We start from the raw sequence: 24309 nt of genomic DNA, 5'->3' as shown, positions 1-24309 counted from the left end.
CAGACAGATAGCAATGCTTAACGCAGTAAAACAAGCAATCAATATTGTTTGGTTCAAACGAGATTTGCGACTTTCAGATCATCAGCCTCTGGCAGAAGCTGCTGCTTCATCTATTCCGTGTCTGTTATTATTTAATTTCGAACCTTTATTACTAAATGACCCTCATTACAGTCATCGTCATTGGCGATTTGTTTATCAATCGCTTTGTGACCTAAATGCACAGTTAAAAAAACAAGATGCTGAAATTGCGATTTATAATCAAGATATGCTCTCTGTGTTTGAATCGCTAGAAAAAGAGTTTGATATTAGAGCCGTTCTTAGCCACCAAGAAATCGGCCTTAAAAATACCTTCGAGCGTGATAAAGCAATAAAAAATTGGCTTTTCACTAAATCTATTCCATGGCATGAAACCCCGCTTGGTGCTGTTATAAGAGCGCGGCCAAAGCAATTTGATTGGCAAGCTCATTGGCACAGCGTGATGAATCAACCGCTTGTAACGCCAGATTGGCATAACTTTAAAGCCGTTCTACCTGAAAATTATCAAGTTGCTAAATACACTGAGTGCTTATCAGAGCAGGATAAACAGTTTCAATATGGCGGCCCTCATGCTGCCAGAGCCTGTTTACAAAGCTTTATTGAACAGCGTGCTAAGGGCTATCAAAGCGGTATCTCAAGCCCATCAAAAAGTAGAGAGACTTGCTCTCGGCTTTCACCCTATTTAGCTTGGGGAAACCTAAGCCTTCGGCAAGTTTATCAAACCCTAAAGTACTATTTAGCAAAGCAGCCCCTAAGCTGGCGTCGCTCATTACATGCGTTTGAATCAAGATTGCATTGGCATTGCCACTTTATGCAAAAGTTTGAAAGCCAGTGCAGTATGGAGTTTTTACCTCAAAACCCTGCTTACCTGCATTATCCTTATCGAGATGATGAACTTATTACAGAGCACTTAAAACGCTTTGAACAAGGTCAAACTGGTATCCCTATTATCGATGCATGTATGCGCTGCTTGGCAGCAACTGGCTATATAAACTTTCGAATGCGTGCCATGTTAGTGAGTTTTATGACCCATCATATGAACATTCATTGGCACCCTGTCAGTTTAATTCTATCGCGTTATTTTTTAGACTTTGAACCTGGAATTCATTACCCACAAATCCAAATGCAGGCGTCAGTTACAGGGACCAACACCATTCGCTTATATAATCCAATAAAGCAATCTGAAGACAAAGACGCAGAGGGGATGTTTATTAAAACCTGGTGTCCTGAACTTAAAGACTTACCCATAGAAGATCTTCATCAGCCATGGCTACAACCACCGATGGAAGCCCTCTTTAATGACTTTAAACTCGGCGAAGACTACCCAGAGCCCATGGTCGATTTAGAGCAAGCAGCAAAACAAGCTCGGGACCGATTATGGTCTTTTAGAGAACGCGATGATGTGAAACAGGGTACAAAAGTTGTGCTTCAAAAACATGTTAAAAGTCTTAAAAGGCAACGCCATGGCTCATAAAAAGCTTAATTTACCGAGCAAAATTTGCCCTGTCTGTAAGCGGCCTTTTATATGGCGTAAAAAATGGCAGCGAGATTGGGAAAATGTAAAATATTGTTCAGAGCGCTGCAAGCGTGAAGCTAAGCGAAAAATTGGCGTTTAAGTTGCAACTTCTTTAGCAAATCATACTTTTCGGCCTAATACTCTGAAATCATTTCACACTAGCCGAAATTATTTACAAAGGAGATGACGATGACGATTAAAAAAACGGCTCACACAAGTTGGTCTGGCGATATCAAATCAGGCAAGGGTAAAATCAGTACACAAAGTGGCGCGTTAGATAACCAACCTTTTGGTTTCAACACTCGCTTTGAAGACAAGCCTGGCACCAACCCCGAAGAACTCATTGCTGCGGCACATAGCAGTTGCTTTAGCATGGCATTATCACTGGCGTTAACCGACGCTGATTTTGTAGCTGATGATATTACAACCAAAGCAACTGTTAGCCTTGACGAAGTAGATGATGGCTTTGAAGTAAGCCACATTGCACTTGATGTTAGTGCCAAAATTAAAGGTATCTCAGAGGAAAAATTTAACCAGTTGTGCCAGCAAACCAAACAAGGTTGCCCTATTTCTAAACTAATGAATGCAGAAATATCGCTAACAACTCAGCTTAACTAAAATAAAGCTTAACTAAAATGAAATAGCCACCTTCTAAGCAAGGTGGCTTTTGTTAATAAAACACTTCATAAAACCTCGACTACGATTTGTTGTGTTTTTTTTATATCTCTTTCGAAATTAACTCTATTCGTATACTTCTAACACTTTATTACAATGCATTAACCAACTTGTTGTACTATGTACCTGAAAGTCAAAGTACCTGAAAATCAAAGTACCTGAAAATCAAAATACAACAAGGATATGTATGTTTAAACAACTAGCCCCCATTGCACTTGCAACACTCGCCTATTCAAACTGCTCAATAGCAACAGAGCAACAAGTGGGTAAGCAGTGGTTCAACAGTATTGATTACACTTACCTCGAGCATGACGATTATAACTCTGACGGCTACCAATTAGTAAGCCATTACTACTTTGAGGAGCAGCAAAACTCTGGAGTACTCGATGATTATGGCTACCTCGATACAGACTCAAACATCCGAGTAAATTACTTTAATACTGATAGCACTGATTATCTTGGCATGTTTGGTGAGGGGTATTACAAAAACTGGTTTGTTACAGGTGAAATTTACGATATTGATGATGCGGATAACTATACAGTAGGTGTAGGCTACTTATTTGCCGATGCATTAAAAGTCTCTGTAAATAAAAATGAGCGTGAGTATGGTGATGATTATTGGCGTCTGAAAGCCCAGTATAACCACCAAATCAATGAGAAAGATTACCTAGGCTTTACAGCTGAAACAGATGATGAACTCGACTATTGGAACATCTCTGCCAGATACTTTAATCATTTAAGCGGCAGTCAATACATTACTGTTGATGTCGGTCACCAAGACAGTGTTTATGACTCTGCAAGCAATGCCATGTTAAGCTACTATTTTGGTAATCACTATGCCATAGGTGCAGGTATAGATGATTCTGAGTTAGTTTTACAAGGTAAGTACTTTTTTAACGACCAATACTATGTAACTGCTAATTACACTGAAAGAGGCTCTGGAGAGCTTTATAATCTTAGGTTTGTTGCTCAGTTCTAGTCAAAACTCTAAATGAAAACGCCACTTAAAAAAGTGGCGTTTTACGTTTTAAACATTGCGATTACATATTACCAAGCTGCATCATCATCGCTGTATACATTTTTAAGTTAAGCGCAAGCTGCTCTTCGGTGATAAACTCATGCTCTGAGTGGCCAGTGTATTTTTTACCAGGCATTGATGGGCCAAACGAAACCGCATTATCAAATAGCTTTGCATTTGTGCCGCCACCGATTGACACAAACCCTGCGTCTTGGTCACCGCTAAAGTGCTTGAAGATATCTAGGAGTGCTTGTGCATGCGGAGCGCCATCTAACAACATTGGTGTGCCAATCACGATATCCGTGTCTTTTAAAGTCACCTCATTACGTGACTGCCATTTACTCAATGCTTCATTAATTTGCTGCTTGAGCACAGCTTCTTCTTTACCAACGGGGCGACGCATATTAACAGACAATTTAATATCATTACCTTGGCGAGTAAGCACTGTTGGCGACACTGTCATTGGCCCCATAAAATCATGCTCGTAACCAATATCACCAAATTGTGCGCCATATAAATCAAGGCCAATCAACTGGTTAATAAACTCAATTGCTTGACCATCACTGTTATTCTCAAGATCAATCCCTTTAAATACCTCAGCTAAGTGTGCAATGGCATTTTCACCTGACTCAGGCTCAGAGGAATGTGCAGAGGTACCCTTAACTTGCACTAATAAACCGTCAGTTTGCTCTTTAATCGCTACTTTGACGTTTTTAAGTTTCGCTACATTGTCGTGTAATTTAGCCACTGTTGCCGCGTCTGCATTATGTACGAGTACACTCGCATCTTCAGGGATTTGACTAACAAAGGCCCCCCCTTTTAAATCACTCACATATAAACCTGTTTGCGCTGAGGTCGCTGAGAAAGTCGGCGCAATTAAGCTCCAGCCTTTTTCAGCTACAACCACTGGGTATGACGCATCAATGGTTACAGCATATTTTGGCTGCTGGTAAGTTTTCATAAACTCTTGTAATGGTGCCCAGTCAGACTCTTCTGCAAGGTAAACCATAAGCTCAATACGGTTATTTAAAGTAATACCGTTATCTTTAATCGCCTTCATCGCGTGAAGCGCAGTCGCAATCGCTCCTTTATCGTCTTCGGTACCGCGGGCGATGAGCTTGCCAGGCTCTGAGGTTTTGTCCATTTTAAATGGACTTTGCTGCCATTTACTGGCATCTGCAGGTTGTACATCTCCATGAGTGACAATCGTTACTTTGTCGTTTTGATCACCCATACCAATCAGGACGGTGTAACCTAAATCTTGATAGTCAAAACCAAACTGCGCCGCTTTCATTTTTAAAAACGACTTAAAACCAATAAAGTCTGGGTTATCTGGTGTTGCAAGGCCTTCTTTGTTTACCGTAGGGTAAGAGACTAAATTTCCAAGGGTATGTATTTGCGCTTGTTGATACTGTTCTACCGCATAATTTGCCAGCTTTTCACTTTGCTCAGACACAGCTGCCTGACTAGAAAATGCACTTAATAAAAGTGCAGCAAGTAATGAATGTTTCAAGATAAGCTCCAGAGTTTTAAAGGTTTTTAGAGAGTACGTTTTAATTGTAACGGTTATAGCTCTGACATGAAATCTCTTATTTAAGCAAAAAGTGTCGGCTTAAAATTAATTACAAGGTACAATGTCGACTCACCCCATTTTATTGTTTGTTGACCCCATGAATCGTAGAAAAAAGATCTTCACTAAACTTAAACAAAAAGATAAACGCGCCAATGAGAAACTGCATAAAAGCAACAAACCTGCTTATGTGTCAAAAGCAGAGCGCGAAAAGCGAGCACAGCAAGAAGCTGAACAAGAAAGTTAAAAAGTTATCGTCGGCGCGATTTTACATCGCGCAATATGCGAAATTCCCCATATTATCCGTAGGCGTCACGCTTGCTTGGCGCGTTTTAAAAGCCACGCAAAACATAAACCTTCGCGCGAAATAAATTTCACGCTTACAATTGGTGAATGTTAAACAAAATGCGCAATTTCAATCAGGTAGGTACTTTTAAGTGATGGCACACTGGCCTCACTTCTGAAAAGCATTAACGAGTAACCATGAAAACAAAGCAACAACAACGTATTGAGCTGGCCTGTGATTACATAAGCCAACATCTCGATGAGCCCCTATCACTGGAAAAATTAAGTGAGGTGGCGTGTTGCTCAAAATATCATTTTCATCGTTTATTTGTTGCTGGTGTAGGTATAAGCATCACAAAGTATACGCAACTTGCTCGCTTAAAACGCGCCTCATTTCGGCTCGCGTTTGAGCAGCAAATAAAAATTATCGACATCGCTCTAGAGGCACAATTCGATAGCCCTGAAGCATTTAGCCGTGCTTTTAAGCGTACTTTTACGCAGTCGCCTAGCGAGTTCAGAAGCAAACCAAACTGGCCTAATTGGCACACACAGTTTGAATTTTCATTACCTGACAAAAAGGTTTGCCCTATGAATGTAAACATTGTTGATTTTAAAGCACAGCCGGTGGCGTTACTTACTCACCAAGGTTCTGCAAATACACTTATGAATACCGCCGCAAAATTTATTGAGTGGCGTAAAGAATCTGGTTTTTCACCCGTTAAAACCAGTCGCACTTATGGGATCCCGTATAGCGACCCTGCCACGACTGAAGATCATGCATTTCGTTTTGACTTTGCAGGTAGTATCACACGTCCTATAACAGAAAATTCGCAAGGTGTGCGAAATGGTGAAATTCCAGCAGGTCGCTGCGCAGTAGTGCGCCACAATGGTTCTCACGATACTATTAGCGATACGGTTTACTACTTGTATCGTGAGTGGCTAGTGCAAAGTGGTGAAGAGGTTCGTGATTTCCCGTGTTTCTTTCATTACCTCAACCTCATCCATGAAGTTGATGAGTGCGACTTGCAAACAGATATTTATTTGCCGATTAAGTAACACGAGGCGTGTAAGCAAGTTGTAGGCGCGATTTTACATCGCGCAACACGCGCAATAAATTTCACGCCTACAAATATAAAATCCCTTCCCTAAAACCGATAACTAATGCTGGCATTATACGAGCGGCCTTGCCCTGCAAGCTGCTCAAAACCCTTACTCATATCTTGCTTGTAATTAGCAATACTCACCCCACCGAGTGGCTGTTGGTAGTATTCATCAAGTAAGTTAGTAATTGCCAACTTAAAGGTTAAATTTTGCCATGTTTTCTGACTTGAGATAGCCAATAACTGATGGCTGTCGGTTTTATTTTCTAAACGACGCTCATCAACATTGGTTTTACTATCAACCCACTGCCAGTTCAATGCGTTTTGCCAACCTTTGTATTCGTGCTCCACACTCAGCTTAGTGTTTAGTGGCATGATTTGATATAAGTCTTCATTACTATCATCACGTTCGCCATGACTACTGGTTAATGAGCCTTTTAATTGCCACTTTCCTGCTTGCTTTGAATTATGAAGCTCAACTAATCCAGCAAGTTTAGCGCCATAAAGTGTGGCATCTAGATTCGTAAACGTCAGAATATTGCGTTCTGTATGCGCCATGTCGGTGCGGTTAAAGCTTTTAGTTACCTCAGCATCAATGTAATCACTTACTTGCGTGTACCAGATGTTTGCTGTTATTTGCCAACTATCGTCTTTAGCAAGCTTAGTGTAGCTAGCGCTCAAAGTATGAGCCGTTTCGGCCTCTAAATCTGGGTTACCAATATAGCCGTTACCATCACCAAACCAACCGATCATGGTGGTTGCCATCGTACCAACACCCCAGCTATAACGCTCATATAAATTGGGCGCACGGTTTTTGCGTGCAAGGCCAAATTGCAGCTCATCGTTGTTAGTTAATTGGTAGCGCGCAAGGAGGCTCATATCAACCAAGGTGTCGTCACGTTTACGGTCTAATTGGTTAAATTCCATCGCCGCTTGCGCATCGGTTTTCGACATATGCATCATCGAGCCCATATGACCCATGCCGCCTTCGTTATAAGCCTGTACATCACCTGTATTGGTTGTTACTTGCTCAACACGCACACCTGCCGATAACCACCAAGCTTGGTTGACTTGATTTTGGTACTCAGCAAATGCCCCAAGACGATCGCGTTTTCCTTCATTGATATTAATGTATTCGTTCGGGCCCATCATCACTGACCCTGCAACCGCAGGCCACCAATCATCAATACGATAATTATAATACTCTTGTCCTAGCATCAATGATGATTGCTTTGTTAAGTCAGTGCGCCAATGTATTTGATAACTGTAGTCTTTAGCATCTGTATTCATTGGCATCATGCCTGTTTTTTCTGCACTAAAAAAACCCATTTCGTGCTTCACATCATGATAGTTCACTTGCACATGTAAATTACTGTCTGCAAGTTCGCGCTGATACTGAGCAACTAATCCGTAACTGGTGTTATCGGTCATATCCATGTATTGATTGGGAAAGCCTTGGTAGGGAATTCTTTGATGGCTTAATTTAACGACAAGTTGCTGTTTATTGTCACGAACAGCACCCGTTAGGGCATGATTTTGCACACGATATAAAGTATCGAGTACGCGGTCACCATGACCATCATCATAGCTATTGGCATCTTCAAAGCTGCCTTGATAAGACAGGCTAAACTGTTTACTTGTAAGGCTTGCACCTAGGCCATACGCTTGGCTGTCGTTAACACTTTTGTACTGAGCGGTAACATAACCTGCACGCCAATTAAGTGAGTCTGTATCGCTAAACTCGGGGGCAATCGTGTTTACCCTAATAACACCAGCAATATTATCGCCACCACTGCTCACCGGCGATACACCTGCAACCACGCTGTAAGACGAAATTTGATTCGCCGACACGTAAGATAATGGCGGGTTCATTTGATTAGCACACGCCGCAGTGACATCAGCACCATCAACGAGTACTTTAACTCTATCGCCCATCATGCCATTCATAACAGGTAAGTTAGACACCCCACCTGCCGCTGAAAAATCAACGCCTAAATCAGATAACAATGAATCGGCAGAGCCAACGAGTTGATGATTATTTTGGGCATGACCTTGTACTTCGATTACTTCAATCGAATCGTCAGCAAAAACCGAAATACTTAAAACACAGCTAAGTGCAGCTACAATTTTAGAAAATGAAAAACCAGGACGAAAGAGTTGCGTGTTCATAAATCTTTAAAAATAAGATAGTTAATTAATAAGTGGATTATAAAACTCATTAATTAGTCTGAACACGCGACATATTGTCGCACCCAGTGCGCAGGGGTCAAAATATTAGCGCAGCACAACCAAAGGAATACGGCTATCTTCAAGCATTTTTAGTGTCGTGCTGCCTAAAAAGAATTGTCGCCATTTAGAGTGACCAAATGCCCCCATCACCATTAAATCAACGGCGTGATCACTTTTATAACGCCATAACGCCTCGTATACATCACCATCAAGCATTCGGGTTCTAACATTAAAACCATGCTCAACCAGCCTTGCCGAGGCTGTATCTAGCTTGTCTTGGCATTGACCGTCTTGTTTATCAACCATCACTAAATGGCAATCTAATCCTGTTAAAATCCCCCCGTTAATAATCTGTGTTATTGCTTTGTCTGTATGTTCGCTACCATCATAGGCAAGCATAAAATTAGTTGGCTCATGGAAGTGTGGCGGCACTATCGCAACGGGTGTATGCACTTGGCGAATTAAAGTTTCGATATGTGAGCCTAATACTTTAAAGTCATCATAGTGGCCCTTGCCAGAACGGCCAATAATCATCACCCTTGCATCGTCTTCATTATCAAGTAAAGCGTCCACTAAACTCATAGAAAACTGCTGATGCTCAACCGCAGTCATTCCTGCATGTTGTGCTTTTTTTACCGCTTCTTCAAGCAGCAGCTTGCCATGCTCAGAAGCCATTTTGTTGCGTTCAACTTCCAGTTTTGTCAATTGCTTAAGTAAGGACGTTTGCGACCCTAAGCCAATAATCGCGGTTAGATCATCACGGCCTTGTGGCAAAGGGGGCTCTAAAGCATGTAAGAAGTTAACTGGGTAATCAGTACGCTTGGCTATCCAAATAGCAGCTTCTGTCACTGCATTGGTCATACATGAACCATCGATACAAGCAAATATCTTTTTCATTATGCTCTCCTTCAAAACCAAGCCAGTAAAACCAAGTATAGTCGGCTTTTTATATGTATTTATTTTGAACAGCAAAGACTTAAGAAGTTCAGCTTAATTTCTTATAACAAACAAATGTAGAACGTTCCAAAAAATACTATATCAGTATCGTTAATTTGTATTACAATAGCAATGGGCACACATCTCATACCAGAACAGCCTACTGTTGCTGGCGTTTTCAAAATCAATTTTTAAAGGATCTCCATGACTACCGTAGCCAATAATCAAGGCAACGTAAGCACGTTTACCATTTTGATAGTACTGGCTTTGGGCACGTTTATTTTAGGCTTGTCTGAATTTTCTATGATGCCAATGCTGCCCCTGATCAGCGAAACATTTTCATCAACGCCCGCACAAAGCGGTTATGCCATTAGTGCCTATGCAATTGGTGTCGTTGTGGGTGCACCACTTTTTATGATCACCACAGCAAATATGCGCAAACGTAATGCGCTCTTAATGTTTGTCAGTATGATGTTTTTATTCAATGGCTTAAGCGCTTTTGCCAACTCACTCGAACAGCTGATTTTATTTCGTTTTTTGAGCGGTTTACCACATGGTGCATACTTTGCCGCGGCTATTTTACTCGCCGCCGACATTGCCCCTGCCGACAAACGCGCAAGCTTTATGTCAAAAGTATTTATGGGCTTAACCATTGCAACAATTGTCGGTGTGCCTATGGTTACCCTCGTTGGGCAAAACTTTAGTTGGCGTTATTGCCTAGCAGGTACTGCCTTACTCGCTTTAGTGGCTTTGGCACTCATTGTTAAGTACGTACCCAACGTAAAAAATACGACACCCACGTCGATTTTAGATGAACTCAGTGTGCTTAAAAATAAGCTGGTGTGGACGATTTTGGGTATCATTATTATTGGTTTTGGTGGCGTATTTTGTGTTTACACCTACATAGCCGACACTATTTTAGTGGTGACTCACACACCAGCTTACACGATTTCTATTGCCATGATTATGTTTGGAATTGGCTGTACTTTAGGGAACTATATACTGGGTAAAGCCGCTGACCGCTCGCCATTAAAAACCACTGGGGCAGCGCTAATTGGTGCTGTTGTATTTGCAGCCAGTTATGTGAGCGCCAGCCACAATATTTGGCTGTTATATGCGGTTATTTTCTTTATTGGCTTTAGCGTTGGTTTAGGTACTGTGATCCAATCGCTGTTAATGGATGTATCACCACAAGGCCATGCAATGATAGGCGCACTCGTGCAATGTGCGTTTAATACAGCCAATGCCATTGGTCCTTGGCTTGGCGGTATGGCCATTGCCGAAGGCGCACTGCCAAGCCAAACAGGCTATGTATCTGCGGCGCTCTTTTTGGGTGGCTTTTTAATGTGGTCATTAAGCGCGATACAAATGAAAAAGCTACGAGTCGAAAGTTAGCAAAAAATGTAGCTGCGATTTTATATCGTCCAGAGAAATGGCGTTTAACAAGAATGCTTTAACATTCGCTGTTAAACGCCACCTACTGCTTGCAACACCTTTATTCATCCTGAAATATCTCTTCGATACTTAAGTTAAACAAACGTGCGGCTTTAAATGCCAGTGGCAAACTTGGGTCAAATTTACCTTTTTCGATGGCATTCACTGTTTGCCTTGATACATCGAGTAATTCGGCTAATTTTGCTTGGGTGTAGTTATGCTCAGCACGCAGCACTTTCAAGCGGTTTTTCATGCTTCATCCTCGTCATTTAACTGCTTATTCATAACTAAAATGCACACTAAATAGGTCACGCCCATAAACAAAACTAAATGTGAGATATCTTCGTTAAAAAGCACTAATCCGCTCGATTGTAACAACGAATAGGCTAACCCAAATACCAAGCTTGCACCTAGTGTGATCCCCATGGCATTGAGTTGTACCCGTTGCTGTAATTCATCCATGCCCTGAAGCTGTCGCTTGTTTGCTAAAATCATCATCACGCCAACAAGTATATTTATAACGATTGCGGCAACAGTTATCACCGTTTGATCTTGCCATAAAAAATGCGGCCCAAACGAGGCAATAGCAAGCGTTAGCAACCACGCTACCGTCCACTTAGCAAGGTTTAAAGTATTTTGTTTATTGCGCTGTTTAAATGTTAATCCTGTTTGATTCATTATTCTCACCTTAAAAGTAAAGTTAACTTGACTAAAGATTAACCTACAAAAACAAAAAGTCAAATAAACTTTACAAAAAGTTTTATAAACACGACATGTAAAGATTTTTTTAGTTTCAAAAAAGACAACAGACTTGCTGTTAAACTCATAATATTGTATTAATCTAGAATTACCTGAACAGAATCTGAATCTGTCCATCCGATAATAATAAAAAGAAGATAAACTATGAGTACGGCGCTGTTTTTTGTTGGCGAATGGCAAGTTACCCCAAGCACAAATTCAATACGACGTGGCGAACAAGTCAAACATCTTGAACCAAAAGCGATGGATGTATTATTGCTGTTGTGCGAAAAACAGGGTGAACTGTTAACCAGCGAAGAAATTATCAGCCACTGCTGGCCACATGTAGCGCTTGGCGATAACCCGCTACACAAGGTAATTACGCAGCTTCGTAAAGCATTCGACGACAAAGCCAGTAACCCGCAGTACATCGAAACCATTCGTAAGCGTGGTTACCGCGTAATTGCCAATATAAACTTCCCCCTTGATGAAGAGCAAAAAGCCAGCCAAACAGCTTGGCAAGGTGACTCGCCTTTTGTTGGGTTAAGTGCTTTTTCGCCTGATCAAGCAGGGGTGTTTTTTGGTCGCAACAAGCAAATAGAAACCTTATTACAGCGGGTATCTGCACAGATTCAATTTGGCCGTGCCTTTTGTTTAATTTTAGGTTCGAGTGGTTCAGGAAAGTCATCCCTTGTAAACGCGGGTGTATTACCTGCCTTAATGAATACCAGTGGCTATGATGGCATACGTGTTCATAGTTACTGCCAATTAGACTTTGCCGATGTAAATAAAGACCGCTTATTGCTAGATTTAGCCTCTACCCTGCTCGATTTAGAAATAAACGATGCCCCAGTGCTCAGTGATATGAGTGCTGAAACACTGTGCGAGTTATTAACCTCACAGCCAGAACATATTATTAGTCGCTGCAAAGCTGCACTGGCTGAGCTTAATAATGAACACACCAAACCCTACTTATTTTTATTTATTGACCGCTTAGAAGTCTTATTATCGTCACCTTTATTCACAAATGACGAACGCAGTCAGTTTTTAAAACTCATAGAATGCTTAGCAACCAGTGACTGTATAATCATTTTTAGCGCTTGTCGTAATGACTTTTACCCGCAAGTGGTGAGTCAACCAAGTTTAATGGCAGGTAAAGCCAATGGCGCACATTTTGATTTATTAGCGCCCACACGCTCAGAGCTAAAGCAAATGATCCGCTTGCCTGCACTTGCAGCGGGTTTAAGTTGGCAAACACACCCAGAACATCACACCCCCCTTGATGAGCAGCTGTGTAATGACACCGCCAATAACCCTGATGCACTGCCTATGCTGCAATACACCTTGCAGCAGCTGTATTTGCAGCGCAGCCCAGACAGCGAACTGCTATTTTCAGAATACCAAGCCCTAGGCACCATTGAAGGAGCGATTGGCCAAAAAGCCGAGCAGGTATTCTGCCAATTACCCAATGAGCAACAAGCAGAACTTGCCGTTGTGCTTTCAAGGCTGATCACGCTAAACCCAGACGGCGAAACACTCACCAGCCGCGCTGCACGTTGGAGCGAGCTTACAAACCCCGCACAGACTAAGCTTGTGCAAGCCATGGTCGACAGCCGTTTGTTTGTATCGCACCTTAAAAATGAACAAGCCTGTTTTAGCCTTGCCCACGAAGCGCTGTTGCGTCATTGGCAGCGCGCTATCGACTGGGTAGCTGTGCATCAACAAAGCTTAGCGATAAAAAGCCGTGTGCAACTTGCCACCGAGCGATGGCTGCTTGAACACAAACACACCGACTTCCTACTAGCGCAAGGTAAACCCTTACAAGAAGCACATAGCCTTGTGAGTAACCCTATGTTTAGCTTGTCGAACGATGAACTTGCTTTAATAAAAGCCTCTAATAAAAAAGCAAAACGTAAAAAGCGTGTGTTACAAATCACGGCAGCAACACTTGTGTGCTTAACCTTTATTGCTACATTTATGAGCGTGCGTAGCTACCACGCTGAGCAAGTAGCAAAACAAAAACGCCAAGAAGCTGAGAGTTTACTGGGTTTTATGGTCGGTGAATTTGCCGACAAACTCAGAAGCGTTAAGCGCATGGATTTACTGGATGGTATTAGCAATAAAGCTCTTGAGTATTTTTCCAATCAAGATGAAGAAGCAGCATCATTATTTGACTTTAGCGATAAACAAGCTCAGTTTAATAACCGTTTTCAATACGCTCAAACCTTAGAGGCCATGGGCGAAGTCGCCTACTCGCGCGGCAAAACCGACGAAGCCTTCACCGCCTTTGAAAATGCCCGTGTTCGACTAGAGTCTTTACTAAAAATTCAACCCAATAATCTTGATTTACTAATGCTCGCAGGTGCCAATGCTTTTTGGCTTGGGCAATTACATTATGACAACAGCGACTACAATGCGACCGAACCTTGGTTTAAACGGTATCAAGAATACAGCGAGCAAATGTACACGTTAGCACCCAATGACTTTAACTCAATTATGGAGTTATCTTATTCTTACAACTCGTTAGGCTCATTGTATTTAAATCAATTTAACTATACACAAGCTAAACAAAGTTTTACCCAATCTCTTGAACTTAAAAACAGAGCACTAGAGCTAAAGCCTAATGATAAAAACCTACTACGAGACAAAGCTGATACAATTAGCTGGTTGGCTAATATTGAAGAACATTTAGGTAATTTCAACGAAGCATTAGCTATGTATAGTAACGCTTCAGATGAACTCGAAAGAATGCTTAAAAGTTTTCCTAATGATGCAAGTATTTTGAGCAACCTCGCTTATACATATATTCAACAAAGCTATCTACTAAGCTACCTACCTAATAAAGAAAAAGCGCTCTACAAAGTACAACTTGCAATCGATACTAACTATAAAGTTTTAATACAAGATCCTAAAAATAGGCAGTTTCAGTGGCCTTATTATCGTTCTTTGGCATTCAAATTAGCATTATCAAGTAATGCGCCTAAAGATAAAGAAGAGCAAAGTGTTTTAAACTTCATCGCAGAGTATAATATTTATGACATAACCACATTAAGTATGAAAATGAGCCTAATAAAATACTACATAGGCTTAAAAGAAGAGAGAAAGGCCAAAAAACTTTTAGAAGAAACATTTGAATCTATAAAAGAAAGGTATAAAAAAGGCACAATCAATTCAGATATTAAAACATTGATAGCAAGAATAAAAATTATAAAAGCTAGGTTAGAGAAAGACGAAGTCAAAAGAAAATTAATATGTAAAGAAATTATAGAAGATAACAATAAAACATTAAAAATAACAAACAGCGTAAAGAAAATACACCCAATAATACAAGCATACACTTGCTTAAATAGAGAAACTGAAGTTTTAGATAAAATAGAAAGCTTCAAGATGATTGGTATAAACAACTATACTTTATAAATAAAGGAAATAACATGAGCGAAAACAAAGTTTATAATTTCACGGTTAATATTGAACTAGATAGCAACGAAAATGCTGTATTCACTTATTTTCAAAATGGTCAACAAGTATCAGGAGGTGGCACTGTTACAGAGAGAAACAGTCTTGGTATTTACACCTTGAATGAAGAAACGCTAACTAAAGGCTTTTTATTTACTGGTGCCACATTTAACAATCTCAAAGGTGACTGTGTCAAAGACTTCAATTACAAACTTTCTGACGGTGGCCAATCTATCCATATTTCAGATAATGATGAAAACGATGGTACTGTTTGTATGCTATTCACTGCGACGTTGGGTGGAAAAGAATACAAAAGCGAAGATCCACAAGTAGAAAATAAAAAAGAACTTTAAATTCCATACGGAAAATTAGTTTAGGCTCCACTTTTGGAGCCTTTAAAAACAACAAGTTAAAACCAGAAGGTTACCAGAAGGTTTATTTGCACTTTTTTAAGTAACTTTATAGACACCAAAAACGTTTGCATTGGCAAAAAGGAACGAGAGTGTCTATTTCCAACAACAAAAATAAACAAACAAGCAAAATTACAAACCACGCAGGGGGGGCGTTACCTGATTCTATAAACTCAGATCAGCTCGCGTTAATCGCACAGATGTTTCAACATATGGCTGAGGGTGTTTTTATCATCAATGGTCAAGGCACGTTTGAATTTGCCAACCCGATGGCTGCGCAACTTTTTGGTGATAACCAAGAGGCGTTAATTGGTCAAAATCTATTACATTACCTGCACGATACCGACCGCGATAAATACATGTATACCCTACTCAGTTGGTTAGACCATAAAGACTCGCCAATTAGTTTAGGGCCAAACGAAGTTAAAATAAACCGCGCCGATAGTAAAACCCTTGATGCTGATTTATGTATATCAAGCTTACCTAAAAATATTGCTATTGCAGATAATTTATTTATTTGCGTTTTACATGATTTATCATCACATAAAGAGCAATATAACCGCTTAATAAAACAAGCCACAACTGATCACTTAACAGGTCTTGCAAACCGCCTTACATTAGAAGAGTCATTAAAAAAACATTGGCAAGAAAGTGTGCAAACAAATCAAGCTATTAGCACTATATTAATTGATATTGATTATTTTAAACTATTTAACGATCGATTCGGTCATGTTAAAGGTGATAAGTGCTTACAAAAAGTAGCGAGTATAATTGCAGAGTCACTACCCTCTCATGACTGTTTAGCAGCGCGTTATGGTGGTGAAGAATTTGCCGTTATATTACCAAGGTGTCAAAAAGACACAGCCGCAGCAATTGCAAAACATATTCAAATTAAAATCAATACAATGTCATTTACAGATATAGGTTTACCCAGTGATTTTAGAATAAGTGTAAGCCAAGGCATTGCGTGTGAATTTAATAACCAATACCGTACATCAGAGGCGTTAATTTGCGCAGCCGATACCGCGTTGTACCGTGCCAAAACAGAGGGACGCAACAAGATCAGTATTAGCGCGTAAACACATAATTAACAACGTAAAAAACTAATTAACAAGTCGCGTTAGTTACACATATACTATACTTTTATGTTATTTGTTTGTTCCCATTATGCGTTTTACACTGCGCTAAAATAGATAAGTCAGATGGGAATCAAAAATGGCATTATTCAACAAATTACCTTTGCAACTTGCAATCGCAAGTACGCTTGCTGCATCAGTGACTGCAATCGCTGCTGAGCAACCTGCTGAAAATACAGCAAAAGATATTGAAGTTATTTCAGTGACGGGCACACGCCGTAGTTTACGTAGCCTGTCAGAAAGTACTGTTCCGGTTGATTTATTAACAAGCCGCGACTTAGCAAGCACAGGTCAGCTTGAAATTAGCCAAGTACTTGCCTCTCAGTTACCGAGTTTTAACTACCCAAGTGCGACCCTTGCCGATGGCACTGACCACGCAAAACCTGCTGTATTACGTGGCCTTGCACCGGATCACACACTGGTATTAGTCAACGGTAAACGCCGCCACGCGGGTGCACTATTAAACTTAGGTGGTACCGTAGGTCGTGGTTCAACGGCGGTTGATTTAAATAATATTCCTACCTCAGCAATTAAACGCGTAGAAGTACTGCGTGATGGCGCTGCCGCGCAATATGGTTCTGACGCCATTGCTGGGGTAATTAACATTGTACTAAAAGATGCCGACGAAGGCGGTAGTGTAAGCTACACCTATGGTGAGTACGACACACAAATGGCAGGCTCGCCACAGTTATTAGGCACAAGCGCAGATAGCGAAGGCAACTTAAGCTTTGCAAAAGGCGCTGACCGCAAGTTAAACGATGGTATTTCGCGCACCGCAAGCGCTAATGCGGGTTTCTCATTTGCAGATAATGGCTTTATTAATATTTCAATTGAATCGCGTAATAACGAGCCAACTAACCGCTCAGGTATTGACCAGCGTGAACAATATAGCCGCGATGTAAACGGTAACCTAGACCCACGTGAGTTCGACTTTGACCGCTACAATCACCGTTTTGGTAAAGCCGATATTGAAGATATCGCCCTATTCTATAACCTAGGTTATGAATTTAACGACACATTATCGCTTTATTCATTTGCTAGTTACTCAAACCGTAAAGGCAATTCGGCTGGTTTTTACCGCCGTGCGAAAGACTCGCGTAATTTACCTGAAGTATATCCTGACGGTTTCTTGCCACAAATTGATACCGACGTAGATGACTACTCATTTGCTATTGGCCTGAACGGCGAAACCAATGAGTGGACATGGGATCTAAGCAGCAACTATGGTCGTAATGACTTTGGTTTAGGTGTTAGCAACAGTTTAAACACGTCAATGGGCGTAAATAGCCCAACAGAGTTTGATAACGGTGCGCTTGTGTACGAGCAATACCTAGTTAACATGGATGCCAGCAACACGCTTGATTTAGGCTTACCTGACGATGTGTTTGTTACCATTGGTGCAGAGTATCGCCACGAAAACTACCAAATTAAAGCAGGTGAAACAGCTTCTTATATCACGGTACTTGATGATGCAGGCAACCCTGTTGCTGCCGGTGGTGCACAAGTTTTAGCAGGCTTTTCACCTGACAGTGCAACTGATGAAAGCCGCCATAATGTCGCTGTATTTGCTGAGTTTGATACCTACCTTACAAGCGACTGGAATGTAGTTCTTGCTGGCCGCTTTGAAGATTACAGTGACTTTGGTAGTACTTTTACATCAAAACTGGCTTCGCGTTACAGCGTAAATGAATCATTGTCTCTACGTGGTGCAATTAGTACTGGATTTAGAGCGCCGTCACTTGCACAAACGTCTTACAAATCGGTAAGTACGGTATTTGAAAATGGTATTCCAAGTGAAGTTGGTTTGTTCCCTGTTGATGAACCTGCGGCGCGCGCATTGGGTGCTCGTGACCTTGATGCAGAAGAATCAGTTAACATGACTGCGGGCTTTATCTTTACGCAAGGTAACTTTAGTTTAACGCTTGATGCATATCGCATCGACATTGATGACCGTATTGTGTTGTCTGAGAACTTAAGTGGCCCTGCCGTCGAGGCTATTTTAGCCGAGGCCGGTGAGCAAAATACTCAACGTGTTCGCTACTTCACCAATGCCATTGATTCACGTACGCAAGGTGTTGATATTGTTGCAACCTATTCATTAGGTTTAGAAAACTACGGTGACTTACGCTTAAGTGCAGCTGTTAACTTTAATGACACCGAAGTTACTCATGTTAAAGAAAACCCTGCTGAGCTTGAAGCCCTTGGTGATAGCTACGAATACTTTGCGCGTCGTGAAATTACCCGCTTTGAAGAAGGCACGCCAGCAAATAAGTGGAACTTGTCTGCAACATGGGACGTTGAAAACTTCCAAACAACACTTCGCGCCACGCGTTACGGCGAAGTGGTGGATACATCAAGCACACCAGAAGGTGATGAAGTCATTGATGCAAAATGGATCACTGATTTAGAGGTGGCATACCGCCCATCTGCACAATGGAAATTTGCTGTTGGCGCAAACAACTTATTTGATCAGTACCCACAAGATACTGTAAGCAACATAGGTTACAGCGACTTTAATCAAATTTTCACTTATAGTGCGTTTACACCTTATAGTTTAGATGGCCGTTTCATCTACGGTAACATCACTTATAACTTCTAAAAATAATCGGTGCTGGCTTAGGCTAGCACCGCTTCCTTATAAAAATATAACTCGTTTAACCAACTTTTTTCACACTTGCTGCGACTAACTTAATAACGTAACCCATTAAGGACAGCATTATGAATTTAGTACGCATCACAGCATCAGCTCTATTAGCCGCAGCCACCACTGCCTGTATTGGTCTTTCTAACGCAAGCGCAACAATTGACGATAACAACTACCGTGTTATCACCTTTAAGGACTGTAAAAAAGTGCATGAAGGCACGTTAAACAATGAGCAAATCGCCGCTTATCAACAATTAAAGCGTGAGCAAGAAAAACTTGAATCACTGGAGTTGCCCTTAACTGATATGGAGCAGCAAGTCACAGAATATTCACAGCAAATAGAAGCAATTACAGAAAAGGCCGTGGTAGAAGACGAAGACCACTTAAGAATCAACAAAGATTTATTAAAAGAGCAAGATGAATTAACTCATAAACTTGATTCGCTCATTGCTTCTCATGATGCCGACTTTAAAGCGTTAAATGAGCAAGCTAAACAAATGGAAAAAGCGGCTAAGTTATTTGATGAGGCTATGAAACCTATGATGCAGCAGGGTGAATCGACTCATTTGCAAATTTTAGCGCCAGGCGAAGCTGAAAAATCAGGCTGTTTTTACTCTATCTAAAGCGCGCTTTTAAGCTGTGTATAAAGAGCGGTATGCGTTTGACGAATATCCTCTTTATGCACTTGCTTAAACCACTTAACAGCTTGCTCATGTTTACCTGCTTGCCAGTTTAGCTCGGCTAAACGTAACTTATAGATAGCAAAAATAAGTTGATCAGCTGATTCACTCATATACTCAAGTGCTTGTTGATAATAGCGTTCTGCTTTTGAGTAATGCCCCAATAATTGATGAGTCCGTGCCAGGTTCCCTAGTGCAAGGGTTATTTTACGGGCATGACTGGTCTTTAAAATCCAGTCAACTGCGGCCTCTCTACTGATCAAAGCACTCTCTAAATCACCCAAAGAATGAAATACATGGGCTTTGTTTGATGACAACTCAAAATGAAAAATAGGGTCTTTGCTCTTACCAAATCGACGCTCGGCTTTATCAAGAATTTGTAAAGCCGTTTCTTTATTACCAAATACATGCTGTAAATTTGCCAATTCAACCATGCGCATTGGGTTACCAAACGAGTCAAAAATAGCCTGTAGCTTTTCAAACGCTTTCGTTGCATATTTTTGAGCTAGTTCGTGCTCCCCGAGGTAATGCATTGATTTAGCGTAATAAAAGTACACCTGAACTTGAAATACTTCAGGTAGTTCGGGAGTTTGAATGAAAGGTTCGGTATGTTCTTTTAAAGGAAGAAAGTCCATTTGATCATAATAATAATCAAACTGATAAGACTTAATTTCATACCAACGGTCTGAATGAAACTCACTGTTTTTAAGCTGTAGGTTTATATAGTCTAGGCAACTTAATTGCTTTCGCTGCGCACAATAAACCTCATGGTCACTGAAGTTTTCAGAAGCACTGCTCTGAAAAGACAACAAACCGAGTAATAACAGCATTAATCTATTTTTCATTCACTACTTTCTCAGTGAGTACACATATAAAAAGTAACAAAAAAGAATGAATTTTGACAGTATATTTTTAATTTATTGTTACAAATGTAATTAAACAAGAAGCCTTTATAAAGGCTTCTTGTTTATTTTTGACGCTAAAGTAGCAGTAAACTACCCAAACCAAGGAACGTTACAAAGCCGACAATATCAGTGACTGTAGTCAAAATAACGGAGCCCGAAAGTGCAGGATCTATCTTAAGCTTATCCAAAATAGATGGGATCACCACACCTGATAGTGATGCAGCAACTAAGTTTAATAGTATGGCAATCGTAATGGTTAAACTCAGCATTCCGTCGTTAAACCAGAAGTAAGTGAGCACACCAATTACAAACGCCCATACACATCCATTTAATGCACCAACCCTAAGTTCTTTTTTCAATAGTGCTCTGCGGTTAGAGTCTGTCACCTGACCTAGTGCTAAACCGCGCACAATAACCGTTAACGTTTGGCTTCCTGCAATTCCGCCCATCGACGCAACCACAGGCATCAGTACCGCAAGTGCTACAACCTGTTCAATGGTCGCACCAAATAAGCCGATAAACCAAGAGGCTAAAAACGCAGTAGCCAAGTTAATACCTAGCCAAATACCGCGGTTTTTTGCAGACTTTGTTACGCTTGAGAACAGGTCTTCGTCTTCACGAAGACCACCCGCTTTAGCAGCGGCTTCGTCGGTTACTTCTTGGCGTAATTCATACGCCGATGACACTGATAAGCGGCCTAGCAGTTTGTTGTCGGCATTCACCACCGGCATGGCCATTTTTTCGCTATGAATAACCACTTCAGCAGCTTCATATAGGTCATCATCAGCATGCAAAGCCGACACATCAAGGTTCGCATAATCAAGTAAGCTGTCGTTATCGTTGGCTTTAAATAGAGCATTGATTGCCACTTCACCTATCAATGTGCCTTTGCGACTCACTAAATAAATTACTTCGGTATATTGCGGTAACCCTTTTTGAAAAATCTTACGGGCACCTGCCACGGTAAGCTTTTCCGACACTTTTAAGGCATCAAAATCTAACCAGTGACCTAATTGCTCTGGATTATATTGTTGTGCTAACTCATATTGTTTTGTTTGAACTTCATCGAGTTGGCGACGGGCATAATCAACAAACCGCTCAGGAATGATTTCTTCCAGTTCAAGTAACTCTTCAACACTGACTTCATCAAGTAACTTAAACCCCTCAGCTTCATCTAAGCTTTGTAATAGCCAACGACAACTATCGCCACCTAAATTAATGAAAATTTCGTGTTGTGTATCTTCATCAAGTAGCTGCCATATCTCTAAACGCTGTTCTTTTGGTAAGGCTTCAAATAAAAGCGAAAGATGCTCTGTAGAGAGTTTTTCTTTGGCATCAGCAAGTAACTTGTTTTTACGGGTGGTGGTATCACACTGTAGTAGCTCATCAATGAGCTGCGGAAGTTGGTCAACAGGGTATTCAATCATCTGCAAACTCGGTTAAATACATCAATAACAACAGTCTAACCTAGCTTTATAAAAATAACTGCTACTCAATAAATTTATTTTTAAACTAAATTTTTAATTGGCTTGGGGTGATCCCTGTCCAGCGTTTAAACGCACGCCTAAAGTTTGCTATATCGTAAAACGATAAGCGCATAGCCACTTGCTCATTACATTGCTTACGCATGGCAAGCAGGTAAATCGCTTTACGCTTACTTTGCTCATCATACAATGTTGAAAAACGCACATTATGCGCTTTAAGTTTACGTTTAAAGGTTGCAGAGCTCATGGCAAAAACATGAGCCACTTGATCTAAGTTAAGAGCAGGATTTTGATAAATTAATCGCCCTACAGCCTCGACAAACGTTTTATTGGCATAATTGTATGCTGCAAGCTGTGAGTTAATTTGCGAAAAACGAAAACTACTAAAAGCAGGATTTTCCATTCGCAATACTTCTTTATTTAATATCCATTGCGTTATTGACTTTTCAAAAGCGACTTTTAAGCCTAGATGTTGCTCGTATTCTTGGCTATGTCTGGCACGTTTATAAGCAAAGTCAAATTGGCAATGAATGCGCTCGCCCGCTACTTTTTTAAGGGTTTGATAAAACGCTGCACTGTAAATTTCCATAACATATTGGCTCATTTCATCATCAAGGCCGACAGCGTTTTGCAGCACAATATGATATTGCTCATTGTGTAGATAACTATAACTAAACAACAACGGAGCCAATTGCATACGCAATGTGTGTAATTGCTTAAGTGCCTGACCAATACTTTGGCTTTGCAGTACGCCTTGGGCGGCAACGGAGGTATCGTTAGCAAGCTGGCTGCCAAGCAAAAACCCACTGTCAGCGGATTTCATCAACACCTTAAATTGAGCCAGTAAACGTACTTGCTGTGAAATACTAAACTGATGTTGCACGCTCATTAAGTCTTGCTCAAACACCCCTGTGCCTCTAAGCAATTTATGAAGCTCCACTCCACGACTCAAAGCAAGCTCTACTAGCGTGGTAATAAGCCCCTGTGCAGTGAGGTATTTGTCATCTTGATTAAGATACGGCTTCACTATGACTCACTCTTTGTTGTTTTTGTTGTTGTAACTGGGTATGTAAGCGAGCGCTCAAACTGTGCGCTGAATCATCTTGTTTTCGGCTCACTAAAGCAGACGAAACATGTTGAAACTTAGCCTGTTTAGCGCCTTCAACTTTAAAAGCACAATGTGTCAGCGCGGCGATTATTTGCGTTACCAACTCTTTGCCTTGCTGTTCAGTTGTATTTGGCATCAACACCATAAAACAGTCACCTGCATAGCGACACACAACATCACTCAAGCGACAGTTCATTAACACCAGCTCGCTTACTTCGCTCAATAAGCGATCGCCTTCCATAAAGCCAAATTCAGCGTTAAAGTTTGAAAAGTCTCGAATATCAATTGCCGCCAACTGCAAGGGTTGTGGCACGGTTAATTGATCTTTCAGAACGCTTTGCAAATAATTGGCTTTGTAAAGCCCTGTTATCGAGCACACTAACTCATGCTCGCGATGCATTGCTTCACGACGTTTTAGTTGGCGATTTAATACATATTGCTCTTTGTGCCATTGATAGAGACCAATGCTTGTAAAAATCATCCCTACAGGGGCAGGTAAAGATTCGATCCAAGTAAGCCAAGTATTAGTGGGCTGATGCAGCCATTCATCAAATAAATCGAGAGAAGCTGAAAACATAAAAAGCCCAAGCCCCAAAACTAAAAAACTGGTGACTTTACTGGGAGGCCTTGAAATAAGCAGTGCTGCAATCCATGTCAGTGTCATCAACACAATGCCACCTTCACCTAAAATATCTAACCATGCAATGTCGGCAAGTGGTTTTAACTCCCCTGCTTGTGCGCTTAGCAAAAATGCAATTACAAACAGGGCAATCACAACATTGGTTAACAATCGATGATGAGTAAAAGGGTTAAATCGCATTTTCTATACCTAACAATAAATCACACTGCCATGCTAACCCGTTAGCATTTAAAGCAGCAGGGTCATATTAGCTCAATGATGTGACAGCAAAACGACAATGCTCCCTTTTTAACCCCTTTCAGCGTTGTA

The 24309-nt window shown here is 40.9% G+C and carries 21 protein-coding genes; 12 read left to right on the top strand and 9 right to left on the bottom strand.

Annotated features, from left to right (window positions below; translation table 11 throughout):
* The first annotated feature begins 13 nt into the window (after positions 1 to 13).
* The 4 genes from PAARA_RS18475 (at position 14) to PAARA_RS18465 (ending at position 3206) form a co-directional block, all read left to right on the top strand.
* The gene (locus PAARA_RS18475; protein ID WP_062570463.1) at positions 14 to 1510 is read left to right on the top strand and encodes a cryptochrome/deoxyribodipyrimidine photo-lyase family protein; all 1497 of its coding nucleotides are present in this window, start codon (positions 14 to 16) and stop codon (positions 1508 to 1510) included.
* Positions 1500 to 1652: a DUF2256 domain-containing protein gene (locus PAARA_RS20470; RefSeq protein WP_083515355.1), complete on the top strand. Its 153-nt coding sequence runs from the start codon at positions 1500 to 1502 to the stop codon at positions 1650 to 1652. Before PAARA_RS18475 ends, PAARA_RS20470 begins: the two co-directional genes overlap by 11 nt.
* Positions 1653 to 1741: 89 nt before the next feature.
* The gene (locus PAARA_RS18470) at positions 1742 to 2170 is read left to right on the top strand and encodes an OsmC family protein (RefSeq protein WP_062570462.1); all 429 of its coding nucleotides are present in this window, start codon (positions 1742 to 1744) and stop codon (positions 2168 to 2170) included.
* Between the two features lie 244 nt (positions 2171 to 2414).
* A complete protein-coding gene (locus tag PAARA_RS18465) occupies positions 2415 to 3206 on the top strand; it encodes a putative porin (protein WP_062570461.1) in 792 nt (263 codons plus the stop codon).
* A 61-nt stretch (positions 3207 to 3267) separates the two neighbouring features.
* Here the strand turns inward: PAARA_RS18465 and PAARA_RS18460 are convergent, their stop codons facing one another.
* Positions 3268 to 4758 carry a dipeptidase gene (locus tag PAARA_RS18460; RefSeq protein ID WP_062570460.1) on the bottom strand — a complete coding sequence of 497 codons (1491 nt, stop codon included), beginning with the start codon at positions 4756 to 4758 and terminating at the stop codon, positions 3268 to 3270.
* A gap of 157 nt (positions 4759 to 4915) precedes the next feature.
* Here PAARA_RS18460 and PAARA_RS18455 point away from each other — a divergent pair, with 157 nt between their 5' ends.
* Positions 4916 to 5062 carry a DUF2986 domain-containing protein gene (locus PAARA_RS18455; protein ID WP_083515370.1) on the top strand — a complete coding sequence of 49 codons (147 nt, stop codon included), beginning with the start codon at positions 4916 to 4918 and terminating at the stop codon, positions 5060 to 5062.
* A gap of 236 nt (positions 5063 to 5298) precedes the next feature.
* Positions 5299 to 6156, top strand: coding sequence for an AraC family transcriptional regulator (locus PAARA_RS18450; RefSeq protein WP_062570458.1), 858 nt, complete (start codon positions 5299 to 5301; stop codon positions 6154 to 6156).
* A gap of 89 nt (positions 6157 to 6245) precedes the next feature.
* Here PAARA_RS18450 and PAARA_RS18445 read toward each other — a convergent pair whose 3' ends face one another.
* Together PAARA_RS18445 and PAARA_RS18440 are read right to left on the bottom strand one after the other, a co-directional pair.
* Positions 6246 to 8369 carry a TonB-dependent receptor gene (locus PAARA_RS18445; protein WP_062570457.1) on the bottom strand — a complete coding sequence of 708 codons (2124 nt, stop codon included), beginning with the start codon at positions 8367 to 8369 and terminating at the stop codon, positions 6246 to 6248.
* Positions 8370 to 8474: 105 nt separating this feature from the next.
* Entirely contained in the window at positions 8475 to 9326 is an 852-nt protein-coding gene (locus PAARA_RS18440; RefSeq protein WP_062570456.1) for a universal stress protein, read from the bottom strand.
* 243 nt (positions 9327 to 9569) lie between these two features.
* On the opposite strand from PAARA_RS18440, the gene PAARA_RS18435 reads away from it, so the two are divergent.
* Positions 9570 to 10760, top strand: a complete 1191-nt coding sequence (locus PAARA_RS18435; protein WP_062570455.1) for an MFS transporter — start codon at positions 9570 to 9572, stop codon at positions 10758 to 10760.
* A gap of 100 nt (positions 10761 to 10860) precedes the next feature.
* On the opposite strand, the gene PAARA_RS18430 is transcribed toward PAARA_RS18435, so the two are convergent.
* Positions 10861 to 11052, bottom strand: coding sequence for a helix-turn-helix transcriptional regulator (locus PAARA_RS18430; RefSeq protein ID WP_062570454.1), 192 nt, complete (start codon positions 11050 to 11052; stop codon positions 10861 to 10863).
* The gene (locus PAARA_RS18425; RefSeq protein WP_062570453.1) at positions 11049 to 11477 is read right to left on the bottom strand and encodes a hypothetical protein; all 429 of its coding nucleotides are present in this window, start codon (positions 11475 to 11477) and stop codon (positions 11049 to 11051) included. The genes PAARA_RS18430 and PAARA_RS18425 overlap by 4 nt, the downstream gene beginning before the upstream one ends.
* Positions 11478 to 11702: 225 nt before the next feature.
* On the opposite strand from PAARA_RS18425, the gene PAARA_RS18420 reads away from it, so the two are divergent.
* The 5 genes from PAARA_RS18420 to PAARA_RS18400 all read left to right on the top strand — a co-directional run bounded on the left by PAARA_RS18420 (position 11703) and on the right by PAARA_RS18400 (position 19806).
* Positions 11703 to 14954, top strand: a complete 3252-nt coding sequence (locus tag PAARA_RS18420) for an nSTAND1 domain-containing NTPase (RefSeq protein WP_062570452.1) — start codon at positions 11703 to 11705, stop codon at positions 14952 to 14954.
* A 14-nt stretch (positions 14955 to 14968) separates the two neighbouring features.
* Positions 14969 to 15346 carry a DP-EP family protein gene (locus tag PAARA_RS18415; RefSeq protein WP_062570451.1) on the top strand — a complete coding sequence of 126 codons (378 nt, stop codon included), beginning with the start codon at positions 14969 to 14971 and terminating at the stop codon, positions 15344 to 15346.
* A gap of 155 nt (positions 15347 to 15501) precedes the next feature.
* Positions 15502 to 16482 carry a GGDEF domain-containing protein gene (locus PAARA_RS18410; RefSeq protein ID WP_420806964.1) on the top strand — a complete coding sequence of 327 codons (981 nt, stop codon included), beginning with the start codon at positions 15502 to 15504 and terminating at the stop codon, positions 16480 to 16482.
* Positions 16483 to 16618: 136 nt separating this feature from the next.
* Complete coding sequence (locus tag PAARA_RS18405) at positions 16619 to 19138, top strand: TonB-dependent receptor plug domain-containing protein (protein WP_062570450.1); 2520 nt, start codon at positions 16619 to 16621, stop codon at positions 19136 to 19138.
* A 119-nt stretch (positions 19139 to 19257) separates the two neighbouring features.
* Positions 19258 to 19806: a hypothetical protein gene (locus PAARA_RS18400; RefSeq protein ID WP_062570449.1), complete on the top strand. Its 549-nt coding sequence runs from the start codon at positions 19258 to 19260 to the stop codon at positions 19804 to 19806.
* On the opposite strand, the gene PAARA_RS18395 is transcribed toward PAARA_RS18400, so the two are convergent.
* The 4 genes from PAARA_RS18395 to PAARA_RS18380 all read right to left on the bottom strand — a co-directional run bounded on the left by PAARA_RS18395 (position 19803) and on the right by PAARA_RS18380 (position 24180).
* Positions 19803 to 20708, bottom strand: coding sequence for a tetratricopeptide repeat protein (locus PAARA_RS18395; protein ID WP_062570448.1), 906 nt, complete (start codon positions 20706 to 20708; stop codon positions 19803 to 19805). The two genes, PAARA_RS18400 and PAARA_RS18395, sit on opposite strands and share 4 nt — an antisense overlap.
* 134 nt (positions 20709 to 20842) lie before the next feature.
* Positions 20843 to 22195, bottom strand: coding sequence for a magnesium transporter (locus PAARA_RS18390; protein ID WP_062570447.1), 1353 nt, complete (start codon positions 22193 to 22195; stop codon positions 20843 to 20845).
* Positions 22196 to 22280: 85 nt separating this feature from the next.
* A complete protein-coding gene (locus tag PAARA_RS18385) occupies positions 22281 to 23279 on the bottom strand; it encodes an AraC family transcriptional regulator (RefSeq protein ID WP_062570446.1) in 999 nt (332 codons plus the stop codon).
* Entirely contained in the window at positions 23263 to 24180 is a 918-nt protein-coding gene (locus tag PAARA_RS18380; RefSeq protein ID WP_062570445.1) for a GGDEF domain-containing protein, read from the bottom strand. Before PAARA_RS18380 ends, PAARA_RS18385 begins: the two co-directional genes overlap by 17 nt.
* Between the last annotated feature and the right edge of the window lie 129 nt (positions 24181 to 24309).

Source organism: Pseudoalteromonas arabiensis, from assembly GCF_001550155.1.
GTDB lineage: Bacteria > Pseudomonadota > Gammaproteobacteria > Enterobacterales > Alteromonadaceae > Pseudoalteromonas > Pseudoalteromonas arabiensis.
Note: the sequence above shows the minus strand (reverse complement) of the source record. Positions and strands in the feature narration are given on the sequence as shown.

What these genes read in the sequence shown, in the direction of transcription:
- PAARA_RS18455 (WP_083515370.1), top strand. Translation starts at nt 4,916, where the DNA reads ATGAATCGTAGAAAAAAGATCTTCACTAAACTTAAACAAAAAGATAAA.
- PAARA_RS18390 (WP_062570447.1), bottom strand. Translation starts at nt 22,195, where the DNA reads ATGATTGAATACCCTGTTGACCAACTTCCGCAGCTCATTGATGAGCTA.
- PAARA_RS18445 (WP_062570457.1), bottom strand. Translation starts at nt 8,369, where the DNA reads ATGAACACGCAACTCTTTCGTCCTGGTTTTTCATTTTCTAAAATTGTA.
- PAARA_RS18400 (WP_062570449.1), top strand. Translation starts at nt 19,258, where the DNA reads ATGAATTTAGTACGCATCACAGCATCAGCTCTATTAGCCGCAGCCACC.
- PAARA_RS18380 (WP_062570445.1), bottom strand. Translation starts at nt 24,180, where the DNA reads ATGCGATTTAACCCTTTTACTCATCATCGATTGTTAACCAATGTTGTG.
- PAARA_RS18450 (WP_062570458.1), top strand. Translation starts at nt 5,299, where the DNA reads ATGAAAACAAAGCAACAACAACGTATTGAGCTGGCCTGTGATTACATA.
- PAARA_RS18415 (WP_062570451.1), top strand. Translation starts at nt 14,969, where the DNA reads ATGAGCGAAAACAAAGTTTATAATTTCACGGTTAATATTGAACTAGAT.
- PAARA_RS18475 (WP_062570463.1), top strand. Translation starts at nt 14, where the DNA reads ATGCTTAACGCAGTAAAACAAGCAATCAATATTGTTTGGTTCAAACGA.
- PAARA_RS18435 (WP_062570455.1), top strand. Translation starts at nt 9,570, where the DNA reads ATGACTACCGTAGCCAATAATCAAGGCAACGTAAGCACGTTTACCATT.
- PAARA_RS18420 (WP_062570452.1), top strand. Translation starts at nt 11,703, where the DNA reads ATGAGTACGGCGCTGTTTTTTGTTGGCGAATGGCAAGTTACCCCAAGC.
- PAARA_RS18425 (WP_062570453.1), bottom strand. Translation starts at nt 11,477, where the DNA reads ATGAATCAAACAGGATTAACATTTAAACAGCGCAATAAACAAAATACT.
- PAARA_RS18465 (WP_062570461.1), top strand. Translation starts at nt 2,415, where the DNA reads ATGTTTAAACAACTAGCCCCCATTGCACTTGCAACACTCGCCTATTCA.
- PAARA_RS18470 (WP_062570462.1), top strand. Translation starts at nt 1,742, where the DNA reads ATGACGATTAAAAAAACGGCTCACACAAGTTGGTCTGGCGATATCAAA.
- PAARA_RS18395 (WP_062570448.1), bottom strand. Translation starts at nt 20,708, where the DNA reads ATGAAAAATAGATTAATGCTGTTATTACTCGGTTTGTTGTCTTTTCAG.
- PAARA_RS20470 (WP_083515355.1), top strand. Translation starts at nt 1,500, where the DNA reads ATGGCTCATAAAAAGCTTAATTTACCGAGCAAAATTTGCCCTGTCTGT.
- PAARA_RS18430 (WP_062570454.1), bottom strand. Translation starts at nt 11,052, where the DNA reads ATGAAAAACCGCTTGAAAGTGCTGCGTGCTGAGCATAACTACACCCAA.
- PAARA_RS18405 (WP_062570450.1), top strand. Translation starts at nt 16,619, where the DNA reads ATGGCATTATTCAACAAATTACCTTTGCAACTTGCAATCGCAAGTACG.
- PAARA_RS18440 (WP_062570456.1), bottom strand. Translation starts at nt 9,326, where the DNA reads ATGAAAAAGATATTTGCTTGTATCGATGGTTCATGTATGACCAATGCA.